Raw genomic sequence first — 21,941 nt, forward strand, 5'->3', positions numbered from 1 at the left:
CGCAAGGGAGATTTTTGCGATGCGTGCCGTGCGGCTGATCAACATCCTCACCACCCTGCAGGCGAAGGGCCTGGTGACTGCCGAGACTCTCGCGGCGGAGAACGGCGTTTCCGTCCGCACGATCTACCGGGATATCGATGCGCTGTCGCTCTCTGGCGTTCCCGTCTACAGCGAGCGAGGCTCGGAGGGCGGTTATCGCCTGCTCGACGGCTACCGGGTACGCCTGAACGGCCTTTCACCGGGGGAGGCGGAGGCGATGTTCCTGTCCGGCGTGCCGGGCGCTGCCGCCGATCTCGGCCTTGGCTCGCTCATGGCTGGCGCCCAGAAGAAGCTGACGGCGGCGCTGCCGGAGGATCTTCGCCAGAGCGCGGCGCGCATGCAAGGCCGGTTCCATCTCGATGCGCCGACCTGGTTCGGGGAGAGCGAGCGTCCGGCACATCTGCAGGCCATCGCCGACGCGGTCTGGAATTGCAGGCTCGTCCGCATGCGCTATCGCAGCTGGAAGGCAGAGAAGAACCGTGAGGCCGAGCCGCTCGGCGTCGTTCTGAAGGGTGGTGCCTGGTACATGGCGGCGCGGGTAGACGGCGACGTGCGGACCTATCGCATCTCCCGCATTCTCGACCTGCTCGTCACCAAGGAGAGGTTCGAGCGTCCGGAGGATTTCGACCTTGCCGGCTACTGGGCGGAGAATACTTTGAGGCTGGAGGCGGAACTGCATCCGAATACGGCGACCCTGCGCGTCTCCAGATGGGGTCTGCGGCTCCTCGAGCACATTTCTCCCTCCTATGTCCGAGCTCGCATGGAGGTAGAGAAGGACGAACGCGATGAAGACCGGTGGATCGTCACGCTGCCCTGTGGTCAGGCGCAACACGCGATCTCGGAATTCCTGCGGCTCGGCGCAGAGGCTGAGGTGTTGGCGCCCGAGATGCTGCGCGAGGCAATGCGCGAGACGATGGATCGTCTTGCCGAGCGCTACCGACAGGATGCGGGCGGAGGACCTTCGCCCGGCGCTACCATTCGAGATCGAGCCGTTCCAGACCGTGGAAGTGGTAGACGTCCTTGACCGTCGGCCGGCAGGCGAGCCGCAAGCCGGGCAGGCGCCGGAACAGGATCGGCAGCACGAGATTGAGTTCGAGGCGCGCGAGCGGCGCGCCGATGCAGAAATGGATGCCGGCGCCGAAGGAAAGATTCACGCCCTCGTCGCGGTCGGGCCTGAAGGTCAGCGGATCGGTGAACTTGGCCGGGTCGAGATTGGCGGCAGCGAGGATCAGGCTCACCTTGTCACCGCGCTTGAAGCTGACACCGTCAACCTCTGCCGGCTCCAGGCAATAGCGCTGGAAGATGTGGACCGGCGCACAGATGCGCAGCGTTTCCTCGACCGTCCGTTCCGTGGTCTTCGGATCGCAGAAGAGCGTTGTGGGCTCGATGCCGCTCTCCAGGATTACCCGCACGGAATTGCCGATCTGATGTACTGTCGCCTCGTGCCCGGCATTGAGCAGCACGATCGTCGTCGAGACGAGCTCGTCCTCCGTGAGGAATTGCCCCTTGTGCTCCGTGTGGATCATGTGGCTCAGGAGGTCGTCCTGGGGTTCCGCCCGCCGTGCGGCGATCATCGAGCGGACGTAATCGGCAAACTCGCGCGCAGAACGGTCCGCTGCCTCCTCGTCGGCGCGGCTGCGCTTGAACATGTACATGCCGACATAGTCGTGGCTCCACTTCAGGAGCTGCGGCCCCATCTCCTCGGGAATGCCGATCATGCGGGCGATCATCGTCACCGGAATGATGTCGGCGAAGGAGGAAAGAAGCTCGGTCCTGCCGTCCTTTTCGAAACCGTCGATCAGCCGGTTCGCGAGCGCCTCGATCTCCGGGGTCATCTTCTCGATGTGACGGGAGACGAAGGCCCGGTTGACGAGCGTCCGGAGCCGCGTGTGCTCCGGCGGCTCGATCTCGAGCAGCGAATGCGCCTCGGCGGCATCGAAATGCCGGGTATGGGCGAGCGGCTCAGGCATGCCGAGCTCCTCGCGGGTCGCGATATGAAGGATCTGCCGGCCGAAACGCCGGTCCCGAAGCAGTGCGTTCACCGTGTCATAGCCGGTGCAGAACCACTGCCGCTGTTCCTCCCAGTAGAAGGTCGGGCATGCGGCATGCAAAGCCGCATAGACCCTGTTCGGATCGCTGTAGAAGGCGGGATCGCGGGCGTCGAGGAAGACGCGGCGGGTTTCGGGATCGATGCGGAGGAAGGACGAGAGACTGGACATGCCCGATGCCTAGCGCAATCCGCCGTGGTCCGAAAGGCCGCGGAAGCCTTCTCCGTTACTCTCCGACAGCGACACCCTCCCGCCGCGGATCGGCGCTGCCGGCGAGCCCTTCCGCAGTGATCTCGATCGCGTGGAGGCCGGATGTCATCTCACTCGCCTTGGTCTCGTATCCGAGCGCCTTCAGCGGCTCCGCCATCTGTTCTGCCGCCGTCCCCGCCTCGATCTCGTAGGGGCCGAAGCGGTTTATGAAGTGAGGCTGTGCGACGATCTTCTCGACCGGCATGCCCCAATCGACATAGGCGATCAGTGCCTGCGCGACATAGCCGATGATCTGGCTGCCGCCGGGCGATCCGATCGCCAGCAAGGGTTTCCCGTCCTTGAGAACGATCGTCGGAGACATGGAGGAGCGCGGGCGCTTGCCCGGCTCGACGCGGTTGGCGACCGGCAGGCTGCCGTCATGGGTCTTGAAGGAGAAGTCGGTGAGTTCGTTGTTGAGCAGGAAGCCGTTGGTCATCAGCCGCGAGCCGAAGCCGCTTTCGATCGTCGTGGTCATCGAGACGACGTTGCCGTCCTTGTCGACGATGACGAAGTGGCTGGTCGAGGGGAGTTCGATCGCTTCGCCCCGGCCGAAGAGCAGGGCATGATCCCATTCCGGTTCCCCGGCCGTCACCGCGTCGGGGGCGAGTGCCCTGTCTCCGTCGAGAAGGCTTGCGCGCTGGCCGAGATAGTCCTTGCTGACGAGGCCCTTGATCGGCGAGGGGACGAAATCGATGTCGGCGAGATAGCGCTCGCGATCGGCGAAGGCGAGGCGCTGCGCGTCGCCGATGATGCGCCAGCTCTCGACACTGTCCGGGCCGAGCGCCTTGAGATCGAAATTCTCGACCATTCCAAGGATCTGCCCGACGGCGACGGCGCCGGAGGAGGGCGGCCCCATCCCGCAGACGTCGAGCGCCCGGTAGGTCACGCAGATCGGTTGCCGTTCGATAATTCGGTAATTAGCAAAATCTGCAGATGAAAGGACGCCGGGATTGTCGACGGCCTCGCGCACGGTCTTGACGATCGCTTCGGCGATCGGTCCCTTGTAGAACGCGTCGGCACCGCCCTCCGCGATCGCCTTCAGGGTCTCCGCATAGGCCGGGTTCTTCAGAATCGTGCCTTCTTTCAGCGGCGCGCCGGAGGGATCGTAGAAGTAGTTGCGTGCGCCGTCATACTTCTTGAGCCGGTCGCCTTCCGCCGCAATCAGCGAGGCGAGACGGGGCGAAACGGCAAAGCCGTCGGTGGCGAGCTTTTCAGCGGGTTCGAACAATTGCGCCCATTCCGTCTTGCCGTAGCGCTTGTGCACCTCGGACAGGAGTTTCACGGTGCCCGGCGTGCCGACGGAGCGTCCGCCGACCACGGCATCCATGAATTTCAACGGCTGCCCCTCGGCATCGAGGAAGAGCTTCGGTGTCGCCTCCATGGGCGCGGTCTCGCGCCCGTCGAAGGTCGTCAGCTTGCCCGAAGCGGCACCGTAATAGACGAGGAAGGCGCCGCCGCCGAGGCCGGAGCTCTGCGGTTCGACGAGGCCGAGCACGGTCTGGACGGCGACCATCGCGTCGATCGCATTGCCGCCCTTCGAGAGGACGGCGCGTCCCGCCTCCGCGGCGAGAGGATTGGCGGCGGCGACCATGAAACTTTTTGCCTCCGTGCGGGCCGCGGCGGCAAACCCCGTCGCGCGTTCCGGCGCCATGGCATCGGACGCCTGCTGGGCGAAGCCGCTGACCGGCAGGACGAGGAGGGAAACGAAGGCGCTGTTGAGAAGAAATTTCCGCATGACCACTCCGTTCTCCCGATCATCCTGACCGGGTTCGCTTCTGTTTGCACGTGAGGATTGTAGGTCGCTCCATGCTGCAGGCAAGGGCTTGGCTCGCACCGAGAGCATCTTTGATGCGCAAGGCGCGGGCCGTGTTGCTGCGTACCCTGCGGAATGCCGGCGGCCAGGTTCAGGAACCGAGCACGTCGTGCTCGTCAGATGCCGCCTTCGCAAGAATGCGCAGGGCCGCCACCTGTCGATCCGTCTGGTCGCCGATGAGATCGGCCGTATCGGTATGCACCGAAAGGATTTTGTCCCCGGTCCAGACCGCGCAACGGTTGCGGCCCCGGTCCTTGGCAACGTAGAGCGCGCGGTCGGCACCGCTCAGCAACCGGTCGAGATCGGCGCTGCCGGCCGGCATGGTTGCAATGCCGATGCTCGTCGTCACCTCTATTTCGGCGGACGCCGCGGCGACGGGCGTGGCAGCGAGCGACTGGCGGATCGTTTCGCCGACGAGGGCGGCGTGACGCGGTTCGCCCACGCGCACGATGGCTGCGAATTCCTCGCCGCCGCTGCGACCGAACACGCCGCCTTCGGGGATCAGGCCGGTGACCCTGCGGGCGAATTCGACGAGGACCGCATCGCCCGCCTGATGGCCGTGGGTGTCGTTGATCTGCTTGAAGTGGTCGAGATCGAAGACGATGACCGCAAGCACCGGTCGCTCGCGGACGGGAATCGAACGCAGCCGCTCGTAGACCTCCAGAAGACCGCGGCGATTGTAGACGCCGGTGAGCGGGTCTGTCCGGACCAGTTCCTTCAGGCGCTCTTCCGAACGGTCGATCAGCAGCTTGGCGAGGATCACGATTGCAGTGATGAATCCGGTAATTCCGACGATGACGACGAAGCCGTTGACGCCGACGTCCTGGAAGCCCTGCGGGTCCTGCCGCCAGGTGCGCGCTGCGAAAAGGAGGTTGCTGACGACGTGGATCGCCCAGACACCGCTCAGGATATAGCGGTAGCGCAGCGAGCTTGTGCCGCCGCGCGCGATGACAATGCTCATCAGGCTGAAACCGAGTGCCGCGCTGGCGCTGTAGAGCATGGCCCGATTGGAGAAATCGTCACGGATGAACGGAAAGAGGTTTCCCGCGACCCAGAGAAGGGGTGGAAGAGCGGCCCAGGGCGGCGTGGTCTTGCCGTCGAACCTTCTGAGTGCTCCGACGAAGAAGGCGAAGGCGGTGAGGGTGACGGCATTGGCGATCTGGATGGAAAGAAAATCCGGGATCATCCCGCGCGCACCGACCAGCGCCAGTCCGGACGCATGGGAGATCAACCCCAGCCCGAACAGCAGGAAGTGCCTGTCCTTCAATCTGTGCAGCCACACGGCGATGAGAAGCGCGCCCAGGGAGGCGGCCTGTATGGTCCAGAGGAGAAACCCCGTTCTGACGTCGAGCACAGCCGTGAGCCTTGGTGACGATGGAAGAATATTCCAAGCAAGGTGATCAATACTCGTTAAACAGTTGCTACCAGTAGCCGCCTGTTTTTGCTCTGCAACCGGGTTTCCCGAGGTGTGCGGCGACTTTTACTGGTCGTTCACCATAGAACGCCGTTCCTGTGCAGGACGATCGGGGCGCACACCGTCTCCGGCGGCGAGAGGGATGCCGCGGCTCCCGTCGGGCGAGGCTGCGCCGATCGGGTGTAACAAGGCCGGACGCACCGCTGGCGGCGCTCTGTTCCGGCTGCGAACGGAGAATGCCACGCGGTCCTAAACGGGGATTGTCGGCCCTTCCGGTGCCCCGGCGGTCGCCCCGTGGCGGTTAAGGATATCGGCGTCGCACGTCTTGAAGTCCGGGGCTTGGACACTCTATGTAGGGATTGACACGACAATACATGATTCCCGCTGCGGCTTCCGTGTCCGGGAAGACAGTGCGAAGAAGGACGGACATGACAAATCCAGTTGATACCGCCATGGCTCTGGTGCCGATGGTTGTCGAGCAGACCAACCGTGGGGAGCGGTCCTACGACATTTTCTCGCGCCTGCTGAAGGAGCGGATCATCTTTCTGACCGGTCCCGTCGAAGACCAGATGGCGTCGCTCGTCTGCGCGCAGCTGCTGTTCCTGGAAGCGGAAAACCCGAAGAAGGAAATCGCGCTCTACATCAACTCTCCGGGTGGTGTCGTCACCGCGGGCCTCGCAATCTACGACACCATGCAGTTCATCCGTCCGGCTGTGTCGACGCTCTGCATCGGTCAGGCGGCCTCTATGGGGTCGCTGCTGCTGGCCGCCGGCGAGAAGGGCATGCGCTTTAGCACGCCCTATTCCCGGATCATGGTGCATCAGCCCTCCGGCGGCTTCCAGGGGCAGGCGTCCGACATCGAGCGGCATGCCCGCGACATCATCAAGATGAAGCGCCGTCTGAACGAAATCTATGAGAAGCACACCGGCCGCACCTATGACGAGGTTGAACAAACGCTCGACCGGGACCATTTCATGGAGGCGAGCGAGGCGAAGGACTGGGGGATCGTCGACAAGATCCTGACCTCCCGCCAGGAAATCGAAGGAGCGCCGGCGGCCTGAGGGCCGCTCGTCCGCGCGGCTCGGGATCGACCGTTGACCCCCTTGTGAACGAAGGAGGGGGTTTAATCTCCCGGGGAACGCGCTAATAGTAGAGATTAAGGCTGTGTTGAAGTTTTGTGACATAGCCTTGCGATTTGAAGGGGTTTTCGTTGCCGCCGGACAAGAGGCGCATAGTGCGTCTACCGGTTAGTACCCCCAAATCGAACTGGCTCCAGCCGATTGCGGCGTTTTGTGGTTGGGGCGGTGTAAGTGGTCCGTGTTCCGTTTCGAGGGCGGCGCGGCGTGCTGGAAGGAAAGAGACATGAGCAAGGTCAGCGGAAGCAACGGCGGTGACTCCAAGAATACCCTCTATTGTTCGTTCTGCGGCAAGAGCCAGCACGAAGTCCGGAAGCTAATTGCCGGACCTACGGTGTTCATCTGCGATGAATGCGTCGAGTTGTGCATGGACATCATCCGCGAGGAGAACAAGAGCTCGATGGTGAAGTCCCGCGACGGCGTCCCGACGCCTCAGGACATCATCAAGATTCTCGATGAATACGTCATCGGGCAGCAGCAGGCGAAGAAGATCCTCTCGGTCGCCGTGCACAACCATTACAAGCGCCTGGCGCACGCCTCCAAGGGCGGCGACGTCGAGCTCGCGAAATCGAACATTCTGCTCGTCGGCCCGACCGGCTGCGGCAAGACCTATCTTGCCCAGACGCTCGCGCGCATCATCGACGTGCCGTTCACCATGGCGGATGCCACGACGCTGACCGAAGCCGGCTATGTCGGCGAGGACGTCGAGAACATCATCCTGAAGCTCCTGCAGGCCGCCGACTACAATGTCGAGCGCGCCCAGCGCGGCATCGTCTACATCGACGAAGTCGACAAGATTTCGCGCAAGTCCGACAACCCGTCGATCACCCGCGACGTCTCGGGCGAAGGCGTTCAGCAGGCGCTTCTGAAGATCATGGAAGGCACGGTCGCTTCCGTGCCCCCGCAGGGTGGCCGCAAGCATCCCCAGCAGGAATTCCTGCAGGTCGACACGACGAACATCCTGTTCATCTGCGGCGGCGCCTTCGCCGGTCTCGACAAGATCATCTCCGCCCGCGGCGAGAAGACCTCGATCGGCTTCGGCGCGACGGTGTCTTCTCCGGAAGATCGCCGCGTCGGCGAGGTGCTGCGCGATCTCGAGCCCGAGGATCTGGTGAAGTTCGGTCTCATCCCCGAATTCATCGGCCGTCTGCCGGTGCTGGCGACGCTCGAGGACCTCGACGAGGATGCGCTGATCCAGATCCTGTCGGAGCCGAAGAATGCGCTCGTCAAGCAGTACCAGCGCCTCTTCGAAATGGAGGATGTGGAACTGAACTTCCACGAGGACGCCCTTCGCGAGATCGCCAAGAAGGCGATCGTCCGCAAGACCGGCGCCCGCGGCCTGCGCTCGATCATGGAAAAGATCCTGCTCGACACGATGTTCGAACTGCCGGAACTGGAAGGCGTCCGCGAGGTCGTCATCTCGGAGGATGTCGTCCGCGGCACCTCCCGGCCGCTCTACATCTATGCCGACCGCCAGGAAGAAAAGGCCAACGCCTCGGCATAAGGCACCCGATCTGCAACCGAGAGTTTTCCGGGGAGGCCCGCATTCGTGCGGGCCTCTTCGTTTTTCGTGGAATCGGACGAAAAAGTGCCACAGAACGCCGTCCATTGCGCTCGCGGCAGGTTTCGCCTGCGCCGGACATCAGCTAGAAAACACGGGCAAACGCATGTGCCAGAGTGGCGTGCCCGGCCCCGAATCCGGTATCGCACATCCCCGGCACATGCGGCATCCGCGCCGGCTTCAGCCTCGGACTAGCTCCGGGCGTTACTCGGGGGATGACTTTCTATTTGTAACGCTTCCGTCACAAACCCGACGGTGGGTGTTTAAGCAGGCTTGAATTCATGCTCGCGCCTATCCACTTGTTGGAAGAGCAAAAAGGAATGCCCGTCCGGTTTTGCCTGACGGGAACAGTCTCTCCACAAGGGGAGACTACGGAAAGGAAACAACATGACCGAAGTTACGTCTGTCGCGGCCGAGAGCAATACCTACCCGGTTCTGCCGCTGCGCGACATCGTGGTCTTCCCGCACATGATCGTGCCGCTGTTCGTCGGCCGCGAGAAGTCCATTCGCGCGCTTGAGGAAGTCATGGGTTCCGACAAGCAGATCATGCTGGCGACCCAGATCAACGCCGGTGATGACGATCCGGAACCCTCGGCGATCTACAAGGTCGGGACCGTCGCCAACGTCCTGCAACTGCTGAAGCTTCCCGACGGCACCGTGAAGGTGCTCATCGAAGGCCGCGCTCGTGCGAGCATCGAGGAGTACACTGATCGCGAAGAGTTCTACGAAGCTCGTGCCCATATCCTTGCGGAACCCGCTGAGGACGCCGTGGAGATCGAGGCGCTGAGCCGCTCGGTGGTCTCGGAGTTCGAGAACTACGTCAAGCTCAACAAGAAGATCTCGCCGGAAGTCGTCGGCGCTGCAAGCCAGATCGAGGACTATTCGAAGCTCGCCGACACGGTCGCCTCGCACCTGTCGATCAAGATCACCGAAAAGCAGGAAATGCTGGAAACGGTGAGCGTCAAGGCGCGCCTTGAAAAGGCGCTCGGCTTCATGGAAGGCGAGATTTCCGTTCTGCAGGTCGAAAAGCGCATCCGCTCGCGCGTCAAGCGCCAGATGGAGAAGACCCAGCGCGAGTACTACCTCAACGAGCAGATGAAGGCGATCCAGAAGGAGCTCGGCGAGGGCGAGGACGGCCGCGACGAGATGGCCGAACTCGAGGAGCGCATCAACAAGACCAAGCTTTCCAAGGAAGGCAAGGAAAAGGCGGAAGCCGAGCTCAAGAAGCTGCGTCACATGAGCCCGATGTCGGCGGAAGCCACCGTCGTGCGCAACTATCTCGACTGGCTGCTCGGACTGCCCTGGGGCAAGAAGTCGAAGGTCAAGATCGACCTCAACGCCGCCGAGAAGATCCTCGACGAGGATCATTACGGTCTGGACAAGGTCAAGGAGCGCATCGTCGAGTATCTCGCCGTACAGGCGCGCGCGACGAAGCTCAAAGGCCCGATCCTCTGCCTCGTGGGCCCTCCGGGCGTCGGCAAGACCTCGCTCGCCAAGTCGATCGCCAAGGCCACCGGCCGTGAATACGTCCGCATGGCGCTCGGCGGTGTGCGCGACGAAGCCGAAATCCGCGGCCACCGCCGCACCTACATCGGCTCGATGCCCGGCAAGGTCATCCAGTCGCTGAAGAAGGCGAAGCGCACCAATCCGCTCTTCCTGCTCGACGAGATCGACAAGATGGGCATGGATTTCCGCGGCGACCCGTCGGCAGCGCTGCTCGAAGTGCTCGATCCGGAACAGAACGCGACCTTCATGGACCACTACCTTGAGGTCGAATACGATCTGTCGAACGTGATGTTCATCACCACGGCGAACACGCTGAACATTCCGGCGCCGCTGATGGACCGCATGGAGATCATCCGTATCGCCGGCTACACCGAGGACGAGAAGCTGGAAATCGCCAAGCGGCACCTGCTCCCGAAGGCGATCAAGGAACACGCCCTGCGCCCCGAGGAGTTCTCGCTTTCGGATGACGCGATCGTCTCGATCATCCAGCAGTACACCCGCGAAGCCGGTGTCCGTAACTTCGAGCGCGAACTGATGAAGGTCGCCCGCAAGGCGGTCACCGAGATCATCAAGGGCCACGTGAAGTCGGTCGCGGTCACCGCGCAGAACATCCACGACTATCTCGGCGTCCCGCGCTTCCGTCATGGCGAGGCCGAGGGCGAGGATCAGGTCGGTGTCGTCACCGGGCTGGCCTGGACCGAGGTCGGCGGCGAACTGCTCACGATCGAAGGCGTGATGATGCCGGGCAAGGGCCGCATGACGGTCACCGGCAACCTGCGCGACGTGATGAAGGAGTCCATTTCGGCGGCGGCATCCTATGTCCGCTCGCGTGCCGTGGACTTCGGCATCGAGCCGCCGCGCTTCGACAAGTCGGACATCCACGTCCACGTGCCGGAAGGCGCCACCCCGAAGGATGGTCCCTCGGCAGGTGTGGCGATGGCGACTGCCATCGTATCCGTGATGACCGGCATTCCGGTCCGCAAGGACATCGCGATGACCGGCGAGATCACGCTGCGCGGGCGTGTCCTGCCGATCGGCGGGCTCAAGGAAAAGCTCCTCGCGGCGCTGCGGGGCGGTATCAAGAAGGTTCTGATCCCGGAAGAAAACGCCAAGGATCTGGCAGACATTCCGGACAACGTGAAGAACAGTCTGGAAATCGTTCCGGTCTCACGGATGGGCGAGGTAATCCGCCAGGCGCTGGTCCGGGTTCCGGAGCCGATCGAGTGGGACGGCACCATCGAAGGTCCGACCGTTGCTGCGGTCGACGTCGCCGACGAAGCCGAGCAGCCTATCGCTCACTGAGGACTTTCTGCCATAGTCTCGTCAAAATGGCACATCGACATCGGAAAGGCTGGCATTTTTGCCAGCCTTTTTTGTGTAAATAGGCCCAAACCCCTTGTTTTCCGGGCGATTGCGGTGCTTTTGGGTTGCTCAGGGCAGATGCTTACGTATTCTCCGCCTGGCTTATCCATTGAGTCGTTTCATACCAATCAGAAAGGGTGGAAACATGAATAAGAACGAACTCGTATCCGCGGTTGCCGAGAAGGCCGGTCTGACCAAGGCTGACGCCGCTTCTGCCGTTGACGCCGTTTTTGAAACGGTCCAGGGCGAGCTGAAGAAGGGCGGCGACGTTCGCCTCGCTGGCTTCGGTGCCTTCACTGTGTCGCGTCGCGAAGCTTCGAAGGGCCGTAACCCCTCGACCGGCGCGGAAGTCGACATCCCGGCGCGTAACGTTCCGAAGTTCACGGCCGGCAAGGGCCTGAAGGACGCCGTCAACAGCTGATTTCCGCCAGCGCAGGCGGATGAGCTCGGTGCTCTCCGCAAGCGCTTGGAAACGACATGAGGAAGCCCGGCCCCGGCGGCCGGGCTTTTCCTTTTTCGGCGATTGCACATCGAGCCGCTCTCGCATATCCGTCTTCGTGCCGGTCGAAGACCGGTAATTCGTTCTCAGGGCGGGGTGGAAGTCCCCTCCGGCGGTATGAGGTTCGTCCTCGAGCCCGCGAGCGCCGCTTTCGATGAAGGCGGGTCAGCAGATCCGGTGCGATGCCGGAGCCGACGGTTACAGTCCGGATGGAAGAGAATGAGGTCATGGCGGCACCGGTCCGCGCCTCCGGGCGGGCGGCCGGCACCGTGCACGGGGAAGGGCGTGTGTCGGCTGCAGGATGACGGTCGGCCGGCCGGACGTCCCGTGCGTCATCCCCTCATGCGTCCTGGTTTGTGTTGGTCCTTTGTGTCGAAGGGAAAAGACATGAATCAGAGCCCCCTTGCGCTCAGCCGTTCCGGTGCCGTTCTCGGCGCCGCTTTCATGGTTCTGGCGGGGATCGCCTTCGCCGTCGTCAATGTCGCGACCCAGTGGGTCGCGATGGTCGCGGGCTTTCCGGCTGCCTCGATCGCTTTTTGGCAATATGCCTTCGCGCTCCTCCTCTCGATCCCGCTGCTGCGGCGGCTCGGCCTGCGGGCCATGCGCACCCGCTTTCCGGGTCGTCACCTGGCGCGCGTGCTGCTCGCCGCCTTCGGCGTGCAGGCCTGGGTGGAAGGCCTCGCCACCGTGCCGATCTGGCAGGCGACCGCGCTCGTGATGACCTCGCCCTTCTTCATCATCGTCGGCGCGAAGCTCTTCCTCGGCGAGCAGGTCGGCTGGAAGCGATGGACGGCGACGTTGACCGGTTTCTCAGGCGCGATGGTAATCCTGCAGCCGTGGTCGGAGGCTTTTACCATGGCCTCGCTGCTCCCGGTGCTCGCAGCCCTGCTCTGGGGGGCGTCGTCGCTGCTCGTCAAGGACCTGACGGCACACGAGCGGCCGGAAACGATCACCATCTGGCTTCTCGTGCTGCTGACGCCGATCAATGCCGGCCTCGCCGCGGCGGCAGGTTTCGCCGTCCCGACCGGTGCCGGTCTTGTGGTGCTCGTGGTCGCGGGTCTCCTGACGGTCGCGGGACAATATTTCCTGACCGCCGCGTACAAGGCGGCCGATGCGGCCTACGTCCAGCCCTTCGACGATCTCAAGTTGCCGCTCAACGTGCTCGCCGGCTGGATCGCCTTCGGTTACGCCCCGGCCGGCTATCTCTGGGTGGGCGCTGCGATGATCCTCGGCGCCTCTCTCTTCCTGATGGCGAGCGAGTTCTCGAAGGAGAAGGGGAGGGGCTGAGCAGAACGGTCGTATCTCCGCATTTCGGCGGGCATGTCATGCGCCTGTCATGGCGAACCGGCACAAGCCTCCTGTCTCATTTGAGGAAGCAGGAGGTTTTCCTATGAAGTACCGCATTTCGCGCGCAGCATTCATGACTGCGCTGCTGACGTCCGCGGCGATGCCCGCCGCAGCAGAACAGGTTTTCAATCGCATCGCATCCTTCCCCGTCGCCGCCAATCTTCCGGCCGACAAGGAAAAGTCCGCCGCCACTTCCGCCGAGATCATCGCTGCGACGGAGGACGGCAATACGCTTATCTATTCCGACAGTCCGCTCGGCGCGATCGGCTTTGTCGATATTTCCGACGCCCGCGCCCCGAAGGCCGGCGGTGCGCTGATGATGGACGGCGAGCCGACCTCCGTCGCCATCCTCGACGGCAAGGCACTCGTCGCCGTCAATACCTCGGAAAGCTATGCGAAGCCCTCGGGCAGGCTTGCGGTCGTCGACATCGCCTCGAAGACGGTCGAGGCCTCCTGCGACCTCGGCGGTCAGCCGGATTCGGTCGCGATCTCCGCTGACAAGAGCTTCGCGGCGATCGCCATCGAGAACGAGCGCGACGAGGAACTGAACGACGGCAAGCTGCCGCAGATGCCGGCGGGCGATCTGGCAATCGTCGCGCTGAAGGATGGTGCTGCCGATTGCGCCGCGATGAAGCACGTCACGCTGACCGGCCTGGCCGAGGTCGGCGGCGAGGACCCGGAACCCGAATTTGTCGCGATCAACGGCCGCGGCGAAATCGCGCTGACCCTGCAGGAGAACAACCACATCGTGATCGTCGACGGCAAGACCGGCGCCGTCACGTCGCACTTCTCCGCCGGTACGGTCGATCTCGAAGGCATCGACACCAAGTCGGACGGCGCGCTGAACTTCACCGGCAAGAAGGAAGGCGTCAAGCGCGAGCCGGATGCCGTCAAATGGCTGGACGATGATCGTCTGGTCGTCGCCAATGAAGGCGACTACGAAGGCGGCTCGCGCAGCTTCACAATCTTCGACAAGACCGGCAAGGTGCTCTTCGAATCGGGCCCCGCGCTCGAACGCGAGATCTCAGCGATCGGTCACTTCCCGGACAAGCGCGCAAAGTCGAAGGGCGTCGAGCTTGAGGGAATGGAAGCTGCGACCTTCGGCGACCAGAAGTACTTTTTCGTCCTGTCTGAACGTGCGTCCGTCGTCGGCGTCTACAAGGATACCGGCGCAGAGCCTGAACTGGTTCAGATCCTGCCGTCCGGCATCGGGCCGGAGGGCGCGGTCGCCATTCCGGGCCGCAACCTGTTCGTCACCGCCAACGAGACGGACCTCGTCGAGGACGGCGGCGCCCGCTCGCATGTGATGCTCTACGAACTCGGCGAAGGCGAAGCCGCCTATCCGACGATCCGTTCGGAAACGGTCGACGGCGACCCGATCGGCTGGGGCGCGCTTTCCGGCCTCGTCGGCGACGCGGAAAAGGCAGGTCAGCTCTATGCCGTCAACGACAGCTTCTACGGCATGCAGCCGCGGATCTTCACCATCGATGCGACGGCGAAGCCCGCCCGGATCACCGATGCGCTCGCCGTGACCCGCAACGGCGAGCCCGCCCAGAAGCTCGACATCGAAGGCATCACGCTCGACGGCGAGGGTGGCTTCTGGCTCGCCTCCGAAGGCAACAGCGAAAAGCTCCTGCCGCACGCGCTCTACCACGTGAACGCCAAGGGCGAGATCAAGGAAGAGATCGCGCTGCCTGCCGAACTGCTGAAGGGCGAGACCCGCTTCGGCCTCGAAGGCGTGACGCGGGTCGGCACCGGCGACGATGCGGTGCTGTGGATGGCCGTCCAGCGCGAGTGGAAGGATGACGAGAAGGGTACCGTCAAGCTCCTTTCCTACAAGCCGAAGAGCAAGGAGTGGGGCGCGGTGCGCTATCCGCTCGACAAGACGGAAGCCGGCTGGGTCGGTCTTTCGGAAATCACCGCCCATGGCGACCATCTCTACGTTGTCGAGCGCGACAACCAGATCGGCGACCAGGCGAAGCTCAAGAAGCTCTACCGTGTCGCCATCGCCGACCTGAAGCCGGCTGCGATCGGCGGCGCGCTGCCGACCGTTGCCAAGGAAGAGGTCCACGACTGCGTTCCGGACCTGAAGGCCGCCACCAACGGCTATGTCGTCGACAAGCTGGAAGGCTTTGCCTTCGACGCTGCCGGCACCGCCTATGCCGTCACCGACAATGACGGTGTGGACGATTCCTCTGGCGAAACGCTGTTCTTCCCGGTCGACCTCAAGGGCACCAACTGATCATCGTCCTCCCAAGACGATTGGAGGCCGGGTGAGCGATCACCCGGCCTCCGCCTTTTCCGGGCTTGAGCCGGAAGTCTTACCAGCGATGATGCACGTGCGGTGCGACCAGCCGGTCGTAGGTATCGCGGGCAGCCTTCATCACGTCCGCCGAAAGCGCCGGCAGCTCGGCGGCCGCCGCGTTGGCACGCGCCTGCTCGGCATTGCGGGCGCCGGGGATGACCACGGTCACGGCCTCGTTCATCAGGATCCAGCGGAGCGCGAAGGCCGCCATCGAGGCGCCCTCGGGCACCAGCTTGCGGATTTCCTCGACCGCCTGCAGGCCGACCTCGAAGGGGACGCCGGCAAAGGTCTCGCCGACGTCGAAGGCCTCGCCGTGGCGGTTGAAGCTGCGGTGATCGTCGGCGGAGAAGGCGGTCTTCGCGGTGATCTTGCCGGAGAGCAGGCCGCTTGCGAGCGGCACGCGGACGATGACGGCGATGTTCTTCCGCTTCGCTTCCTTGAAGAAGAGGTCGGCGGGCCGCTGGCGGAAGATGTTGTAGATGATCTGGACGCTGACGACGCCCGGATAGTCGATCGCCTTCAGGGCTTCCTCGACGCGCGCGACGCTGACGCCGTAGTTGCGGATCTTGCCGGCCTTGCGCAGCTCCTCCATGCCCTCGAAGAGCGCCGGATCGTAGTAGATGTCCTGCGGCGGACAATGAAGCTGCACGAGGTCGAGCGAATCGACCTCCAGATTCGCGAGCGAGCGGTCGATGAAGCGCTCGATATTGGCCTTGGTATAGCCCTCCGCGACATGCGGATCGAGGCGGCGTCCGGCCTTGGTCGCCACCATCGGCCGCGCGCCGCCGCGCGACTTCAGCACGTCGGCGATGATCTTTTCCGAGCGTCCGTCGCCGTAGACGTCGGCGGTGTCGATGAAGGTGACGCCGGCATCGAGCGCGGCATTGAGCGCCGCCCGGCCGTCGGCCTCGGAGACGTCGCCCCAGGAGCCGCCGATCTGCCAGCCCCCGAAGCCGATCTCGCTGACGGTGAAGGGTGTTTTTCCGAACGAATGGTGCCTCATGGCTCTCTCCTCATTGTCTCTGTCTCGCCTGCCGTAGCAAGCCGGGGAGGCGGGAGCAAGGCATCCGGTGGGCGGGGGCTGCCGGTGGCGCGCCGGGCACAGCAGCGTGTCGTTTTCGGCCTGCGGCGATCCGGACCGGCGTGAGTGCTGGACAGGCCGCCGCAACCGGCGCTAATGCCTGTTGTCCCTCTCTTCGGGGGCAAACCTGCGGGCGGGACGGCCCGGCGGCACCGCTTTTTCTCTTTGAGGTCACATCATGCGCTATTTCATCACGGGTACGGCCGGCTTCATCGGCTTCCATCTGGCGCGTCGGCTGCTGCAGGACGGCCACGAGGTCGCGGGCTTCGACGGCATGACCGCCTATTACAATCTCCGCCTCAAGGAGGCGCGGCACGCAGCGCTCGCGCAGTTCCCGGCCTTCCGCCCGACGCTCGCCATGCTGGAGGACCGTGCGGCGCTGGAAAAGACGATGATCGATTTCCAGCCGGACGTGATCATCCATCTCGCCGCCCAGGCGGGCGTGCGCTACAGCCTCGAAAACCCGAAGGCCTACCTCGATTCCAACCTCATCGGCTCCTGGAACATCCTGGAACTCGCAAAGACCCTGAAGGTCGGCCACCTGATGCTCGCCTCCACCTCCTCGGTCTATGGCGCCAACCCGGAAGTCCCCTTCCGCGAGACCGACCGCGCCGACGAGCCGCTGACCTTTTACGCCGCCACCAAGAAGGCGACCGAGCTGATGGCTCACAGCTATTCGCACCTCTACCGGGTGCCGACCACGGCCTTCCGCTTCTTCACCGTCTACGGCCCCTGGGGGCGCCCGGACATGGCGCTCTTCAAGTTCGTCAAGGCGATGATCGAGGACCGCGAGATCGAGGTCTACGGCGAAGGCAAGATGAGTCGCGACTTCACCTATATCGACGACCTCGTCGATTCGATCATCGACCTGTCGCGGATCGCCCCTTCGGAGGAGAATCGGGTCGGGGGAAGCGTGAAGGACACTCTGTCGCATCAGGCGCCGTTCCGCGTCGTCAACATCGGCGGCGGCCAGCCGGTCGGGCTTTTGGATTTCATCGAGGTGATCGAGAGCGTCATGGGCAAGCCGGCCAAGCGCAAGATGCTGCCGATGCAGCAGGGCGACGTGCCGCGCACCTATGCGAGCCCCGATCTCCTCGTCGCGCTCACCGGCAAAAAGCCCGAAACCGGCGTCGACACGGGCGTCCGCCGCTTCGTCGAATGGTATCTCGAACACCGCGAGGAGCTGGGGCTCTAGGGGGGAGGGATAACAGCTGCCACGGCATTCGGTGGTTCAGAAACAATGACCTGAACGGCAGCCGATCCCGAGCCCGTTTTGTGACCGAATCCGTGACGGTAACATGTCCCAAACGCCTTTCGGCGCAAACACTTCAGCAATTTCAAGAGGAAAATGGTGGGCGATGAGAGACTCGAACTCCCGACATCCTCGGTGTAAACGAGGCGCTCTACCAACTGAGCTAATCGCCCTTTCGCGGAAGCGGGTCAGATGCCCGCCGCGTCGGTGGCCGTGATCTATGCGGATCGCGGAAAATCCGCAAGAGGATTTTCGAAGTTTTTTTGTCTTTTTTTCTGCCGCTTGGGCAATGGTCGGAGAAAACGCCCGGATTTGCGGGCCTGCGGCGGGGGAGGGCGCGCGGCGCGGCAGGCTGTGGATTTCGGGGGCGCGAGCGACCGGCCGAACAATTTTCGTTCCGTCATTGTTTTGTCTTCGAACGCGCTTGACACCCATTCGCGAACCCCTTAGTTAGCCGCTCATCGAACGGCCGAGGCCGCTCGGTCGGGCCGGTTCGCCGGTTTCCGTCAGGAAGTGCGGGTGTAGCTCAGTCGGTTAGAGTGCCGGCCTGTCACGCCGGAGGTCGCGGGTTCGAGCCCCGTCACTCGCGCCATTCCTGGACATGTTTCTGATGGCGTCGCGATGTGGTAAATTGCCTCATGGGATGTCAGCTCCGCTTCGATACGGAGCATATGCGCGGGTGTAGCTCAGTCGGTTAGAGTGCCGGCCTGTCACGCCGGAGGTCGCGGGTTCGAGCCCCGTCACTCGCGCCATTCCTGGACATGTTTCTGATGGCGTCGCGATGTGGTAAATTGCCTCATGGGATGTCAGCTCCGCTTCGATACGGAGCATATGCGCGGGTGTAGCTCAGTCGGTTAGAGTGCCGGCCTGTCACGCCGGAGGTCGCGGGTTCGAGCCCCGTCACTCGCGCCATTCCTGGACATGTTTCTGATGGCGTCGCGATGTGGTAAATTGCCTCATGGGATGTCAGCTCCGCTTCGATACGGAGCATATGCGCGGGTGTAGCTCAGTCGGTTAGAGTGCCGGCCTGTCACGCCGGAGGTCGCGGGTTCGAGCCCCGTCACTCGCGCCACTTTCTTCTTCCAGAAATGCGTTTGCCGGAAACACGGACATGTGATCCGGCGTTTGGTTTTCGTCGTTCTAAAGTCGGCTGAGAAAGTCGGGATGCGGCGCGTGAAAAGGCCTTTGCGGTCTTGCGCTGGGGCGGCACCTGCGCTAACCACGGCGCGTTACAACTCTCTTTTCGGCTTGTCCGCCTTCGGGCACGGTGCCTCCCGGCATTACACAGCAAGCAGGGATGGATATGATGACTGAACTGCTCAGTTCCTACATTCCGATCGCAATCTTTATCGGTATTGCCCTCGTCATCGGCCTGGCGCTCTTGATCGCGCCGTTCGCCATTGCCTTCAAGGCACCCGATCCGGAAAAGCTTTCGGCCTTTGAATGCGGCTTCAACGCTTTCGACGACGCCCGCATGAAGTTCGACATCCGCTTCTATCTGGTGTCTATCCTCTTCATCATCTTTGACCTCGAAGTCGCTTTCCTTTTTCCCTGGGCGGTGTCCTTCGGCGATCTCGGCTGGTTCGGCTTCTGGTCGATGATGGTGTTCCTCGGCGTTCTGACCGTGGGCTTTGTCTATGAATGGAAGAAGGGGGCGCTGGAATGGGATTAGTACAGGGTAAATCTACGCTGGTCGCACCTCAACCCAAGGGTATCGTCGATCCCGCGACCGGCAAGCCGATCGGCAGCGACGACGCCTATTTTGGCGAGATCAACAACGAACTGGCCGACAAGGGCTTTCTTGTCACCTCGACCGACGATCTGATCACCTGGGCCCGTACCGGTTCGCTGATGTGGATGCAGTTCGGCCTGGCCTGTTGCGCCGTCGAGATGATGCAGGCCTCCATGCCGCGCTACGACATGGAGCGCTTCGGTTTTGCGCCGCGCGCCAGTCCGCGCCAGTCGGACGTGATGATCGTCGCCGGCACGCTCACCAACAAGATGGCGCCGGCGCTGCGCAAGGTCTACGACCAGATGCCGGAACCGCGCTACGTGATTTCCATGGGTTCGTGTGCCAATGGCGGCGGCTATTATCACTATTCCTATTCGGTCGTGCGCGGTTGTGACCGTGTCGTGCCGGTGGATATCTATGTGCCGGGCTGTCCCCCCACGGCGGAGGCGCTGATCTATGGTGTCCTCCTGCTGCAGAAGAAGATCCGCCGCACCGGAACGATCGAGCGCTAAGGGCAAAGGACAACAAGATGAGTGAAGCCCTGAACGACCTTGCATCCTACTTGAGGGAAGTGCGAGGCTCGCTGATTTCCTCGGCTGAGGTGGCGTACGGCGAACTGACGCTGGTGACGACGCCGGATTCTGTCATTGATCTGCTGACGTTCCTGCGCGACGACGTGCAGTGCGGTTTCGTCTGCTTCATTGATATATGCGGTGTCGATTACCCGGAGCGCGAAAAGCGATTCGATGTCGTCTATCACCTGCTGTCGCCGCGCCAGAATGTCCGCATCCGGGTGAAGTTGGCGGTTGCCGAGGACGAATCGGTTCCCTCGGCGACGGCGGTCTATCCGGGCGCCGACTGGTTCGAACGCGAGGCCTGGGATCTCTATGGCATTCCGTTCTCCGGTCATCCGGACATGCGCCGTATCCTCACCGATTATGGTTTCGAGGGGCATCCGCTGCGCAAGGACTTCCCGACGACGGGTTTCGTCGAAGTGCGTTATGACGATTCGGCCAAGCGCGTGATCTACGAGCCGGTCGAACTGAAACAGGAATTCCGTAGCTTCGACTTCCTCTCGCCTTGGGAGGGCACGGATTACGTGCTGCCGGGCGACGGGAAGGCGGACAGGTAGGCGGAAGGTTAGTGCCATGAACGAACATAACGTCCGCAATTTCACGATCAATTTCGGCCCGGAGCACCCCTCTGCTCACGGCGTTCTGCGTCTCGTGCTCGAGCTCGACGGTGAAATTGTCGAGCGCGTCGATCCGCATATCGGCCTGCTTCATCGCGGCACCGAGAAGCTGATCGAAACCAAGACCTATCTGCAGGCTGTTCCCTACTTCGACCGGCTCGACTACGTCGCGCCGATGAACCAGGAGCACGCATTCGCCTTGGCGGTGGAAAAGCTGCTGGGGATCGAAGTTCCGATCCGCGGACAGTTGATCCGGGTTCTGTATTCCGAAATCGGACGCATTCTCAATCACCTGCTCAACGTTACGACGCAGGCCATGGACTGCGGCGCGCTGACGCCGCCGCTCTGGGGCTTCGAAGAGCGCGAGAAGCTGATGGTGTTCTACGAGCGTGCCTCGGGCGCGCGCATGCATGCGGCCTATTTCCGTCCGGGCGGTGTTCATCAGGATCTGCCGCCGGAGCTGGTGGACGATATCGACAAGTGGTGCGACCAGTTTCCCGCCCGGCTTGCCGACATTGACGAGCTTCTGACTGGCAACCGCATCTTCAAGCAGCGCAACGTCGATATCGGTGTCGTGTCGCTGGAAGACGCCTGGGCCTGGGGATTCTCCGGCGTCATGGTCCGCGGCTCGGGTGCGGCATGGGACCTGCGCAAGTCGCAGCCCTACGAATGTTATGCCGATTTCGACTTCGACGTTCCCGTCGGCCTGAACGGCGACTGTTACGACCGCTATCTCGTCCGCATGGAGGAGATGCGTCAGTCCGTCAGGATCATGAAGCAGGCGATCGCGCGCTTGAAGGGCGAGGCGAGGAACGGTCCGGTATCCTCGCTCGACGGCAAGGTCGTGCCGCCGAAGCGTGGCGAGATGAAGCGGTCGATGGAAGCGCTGATCCACCACTTCAAGCTCTACACTGAGGGCTACCACGTTCCGGCAGGTGAGGTTTATGCTTCGGTCGAGGCGCCGAAGGGCGAGTTCGGCGTCTATCTCGTCTCCGACGGCTCCAACAAGCCGTACCGCTGCAAGATTCGCGCTCCGGGTTACGCCCATCTCTCAGCCATGGACTTCCTCGGTCGCGGTCACATGCTCGCCGACATGGCGGCACTGATCGGCTCGCTCGACATCGTGTTCGGAGAGGTGGACCGGTAATGCGCCGCGGTGTGTTGACGCTCGCTCTTCTGGCCTTTGCTCCGGGCGTCTTCGCCCAGGATGCAGCGGTTTCGTCGCAGGGCTCGTCGACAACCATGGCGGAACTCATCAAGCAGGGATACGAGATCAAGGCGGCCGTGCCGAACGGTTCGAAGTTCATCGTGTTCCTGCAGAAAGAGAACTCGGCCTATGCCTGTGAATTCGCTTCCTTGCAGAATTCCAGGTGTGGATCCATAAACTGAGACAAGGCGTGAGGAA

The 21,941-nt window shown here is 63.0% G+C and carries 17 protein-coding genes, 5 tRNA genes and 1 riboswitch; of the genes, 17 read left to right on the top strand and 5 right to left on the bottom strand.

Translation table 11 applies throughout. The annotated features are described in order from the left end of the window. Window positions 1-19 precede the first annotated feature (19 nt). Window positions 20-1,063, top strand: coding sequence for a helix-turn-helix transcriptional regulator (locus tag ACM6UT_RS04580; RefSeq protein WP_416796184.1), 1,044 nt, complete (start codon window positions 20-22; stop codon window positions 1,061-1,063). On the opposite strand, the gene ACM6UT_RS04585 is transcribed toward ACM6UT_RS04580, so the two are convergent. From ACM6UT_RS04585 to ACM6UT_RS04595, 3 genes are all read right to left on the bottom strand, one after another. Then, complete coding sequence (locus tag ACM6UT_RS04585; protein WP_416796185.1) at window positions 1,011-2,258, bottom strand: cytochrome P450; 1,248 nt, start codon at window positions 2,256-2,258, stop codon at window positions 1,011-1,013. The two genes, ACM6UT_RS04580 and ACM6UT_RS04585, sit on opposite strands and share 53 nt — an antisense overlap. 55 nt (window positions 2,259-2,313) lie before the next feature. Beyond that, window positions 2,314-4,071, bottom strand: a complete 1,758-nt coding sequence (ggt, locus tag ACM6UT_RS04590; protein WP_416796186.1) for a gamma-glutamyltransferase — start codon at window positions 4,069-4,071, stop codon at window positions 2,314-2,316. 169 nt (window positions 4,072-4,240) lie between these two features. Further along, entirely contained in the window at window positions 4,241-5,503 is a 1,263-nt protein-coding gene (locus tag ACM6UT_RS04595) for a GGDEF domain-containing protein (protein ID WP_416796187.1), read from the bottom strand. Window positions 5,504-5,991: 488 nt separating this feature from the next. On the opposite strand from ACM6UT_RS04595, the gene clpP reads away from it, so the two are divergent. The 6 genes from clpP to ACM6UT_RS04625 all read left to right on the top strand — a co-directional run bounded on the left by clpP (window position 5,992) and on the right by ACM6UT_RS04625 (window position 15,216). Then, window positions 5,992-6,624, top strand: a complete 633-nt coding sequence (clpP, locus tag ACM6UT_RS04600) for an ATP-dependent Clp endopeptidase proteolytic subunit ClpP (RefSeq protein ID WP_416796188.1) — start codon at window positions 5,992-5,994, stop codon at window positions 6,622-6,624. Between the two features lie 301 nt (window positions 6,625-6,925). Then, complete coding sequence (gene clpX, locus ACM6UT_RS04605) at window positions 6,926-8,203, top strand: ATP-dependent Clp protease ATP-binding subunit ClpX (protein WP_112687108.1); 1,278 nt, start codon at window positions 6,926-6,928, stop codon at window positions 8,201-8,203. 444 nt (window positions 8,204-8,647) lie between these two features. After that, the gene (lon, locus tag ACM6UT_RS04610) at window positions 8,648-11,068 is read left to right on the top strand and encodes an endopeptidase La (protein ID WP_416796189.1); all 2,421 of its coding nucleotides are present in this window, start codon (window positions 8,648-8,650) and stop codon (window positions 11,066-11,068) included. A gap of 205 nt (window positions 11,069-11,273) precedes the next feature. Continuing rightward, window positions 11,274-11,549: a DNA-binding protein HupB gene (gene hupB, locus ACM6UT_RS04615; RefSeq protein ID WP_112687112.1), complete on the top strand. Its 276-nt coding sequence runs from the start codon at window positions 11,274-11,276 to the stop codon at window positions 11,547-11,549. A 156-nt stretch (window positions 11,550-11,705) separates the two neighbouring features. Beyond that, window positions 11,706-11,852: riboswitch (FMN riboswitch) on the top strand. A gap of 162 nt (window positions 11,853-12,014) precedes the next feature. Further along, window positions 12,015-12,914 carry a DMT family transporter gene (locus tag ACM6UT_RS04620; protein ID WP_416796190.1) on the top strand — a complete coding sequence of 300 codons (900 nt, stop codon included), beginning with the start codon at window positions 12,015-12,017 and terminating at the stop codon, window positions 12,912-12,914. A 103-nt stretch (window positions 12,915-13,017) separates the two neighbouring features. Continuing rightward, window positions 13,018-15,216 carry an esterase-like activity of phytase family protein gene (locus ACM6UT_RS04625; protein WP_416796191.1) on the top strand — a complete coding sequence of 733 codons (2,199 nt, stop codon included), beginning with the start codon at window positions 13,018-13,020 and terminating at the stop codon, window positions 15,214-15,216. A gap of 79 nt (window positions 15,217-15,295) precedes the next feature. Here the strand turns inward: ACM6UT_RS04625 and ACM6UT_RS04630 are convergent, their stop codons facing one another. Beyond that, window positions 15,296-16,282, bottom strand: coding sequence for an aldo/keto reductase (locus ACM6UT_RS04630; RefSeq protein WP_416796192.1), 987 nt, complete (start codon window positions 16,280-16,282; stop codon window positions 15,296-15,298). Window positions 16,283-16,538: 256 nt separating this feature from the next. Between ACM6UT_RS04630 and ACM6UT_RS04635 the strand changes: the two genes are divergently transcribed. Next, a complete protein-coding gene (locus ACM6UT_RS04635; RefSeq protein WP_416796193.1) occupies window positions 16,539-17,555 on the top strand; it encodes an NAD-dependent epimerase/dehydratase family protein in 1,017 nt (338 codons plus the stop codon). Window positions 17,556-17,709: 154 nt separating this feature from the next. Here ACM6UT_RS04635 and ACM6UT_RS04640 read toward each other — a convergent pair. After that, window positions 17,710-17,785: transfer RNA gene (locus ACM6UT_RS04640), tRNA-Val, on the bottom strand. Window positions 17,786-18,127: 342 nt separating this feature from the next. On the opposite strand from ACM6UT_RS04640, the gene ACM6UT_RS04645 reads away from it, so the two are divergent. From ACM6UT_RS04645 to ACM6UT_RS04685, 9 genes are all read left to right on the top strand, one after another. Continuing rightward, window positions 18,128-18,204 (top strand) — tRNA-Asp (locus tag ACM6UT_RS04645). An 83-nt stretch (window positions 18,205-18,287) separates the two neighbouring features. Next, window positions 18,288-18,364 (top strand) — tRNA-Asp (locus tag ACM6UT_RS04650). An 83-nt stretch (window positions 18,365-18,447) separates the two neighbouring features. Continuing rightward, window positions 18,448-18,524: transfer RNA gene (locus ACM6UT_RS04655), tRNA-Asp, on the top strand. A gap of 83 nt (window positions 18,525-18,607) precedes the next feature. Beyond that, window positions 18,608-18,684 (top strand) — tRNA-Asp (locus ACM6UT_RS04660). A 234-nt stretch (window positions 18,685-18,918) separates the two neighbouring features. Further along, complete coding sequence (locus ACM6UT_RS04665; RefSeq protein WP_416796194.1) at window positions 18,919-19,284, top strand: NADH-quinone oxidoreductase subunit A; 366 nt, start codon at window positions 18,919-18,921, stop codon at window positions 19,282-19,284. Next, a complete protein-coding gene (locus tag ACM6UT_RS04670; RefSeq protein WP_416796195.1) occupies window positions 19,275-19,856 on the top strand; it encodes a NuoB/complex I 20 kDa subunit family protein in 582 nt (193 codons plus the stop codon). Before ACM6UT_RS04665 ends, ACM6UT_RS04670 begins: the two co-directional genes overlap by 10 nt. 17 nt (window positions 19,857-19,873) lie before the next feature. Beyond that, window positions 19,874-20,476, top strand: coding sequence for an NADH-quinone oxidoreductase subunit C (locus ACM6UT_RS04675; RefSeq protein ID WP_416796196.1), 603 nt, complete (start codon window positions 19,874-19,876; stop codon window positions 20,474-20,476). Window positions 20,477-20,492: 16 nt separating this feature from the next. Next, window positions 20,493-21,683: an NADH-quinone oxidoreductase subunit D gene (locus ACM6UT_RS04680; RefSeq protein WP_416796197.1), complete on the top strand. Its 1,191-nt coding sequence runs from the start codon at window positions 20,493-20,495 to the stop codon at window positions 21,681-21,683. After that, window positions 21,683-21,925 (top strand): hypothetical protein, encoded by a 243-nt coding sequence (locus ACM6UT_RS04685; RefSeq protein WP_416796198.1) that lies wholly within the window; start codon window positions 21,683-21,685, stop codon window positions 21,923-21,925. Before ACM6UT_RS04680 ends, ACM6UT_RS04685 begins: the two co-directional genes overlap by 1 nt. Window positions 21,926-21,941: the final 16 nt, after the last annotated feature.

The organism is Ciceribacter azotifigens, assembly GCF_048159625.1.
Lineage (GTDB): Bacteria > Pseudomonadota > Alphaproteobacteria > Rhizobiales > Rhizobiaceae > Allorhizobium > Allorhizobium azotifigens.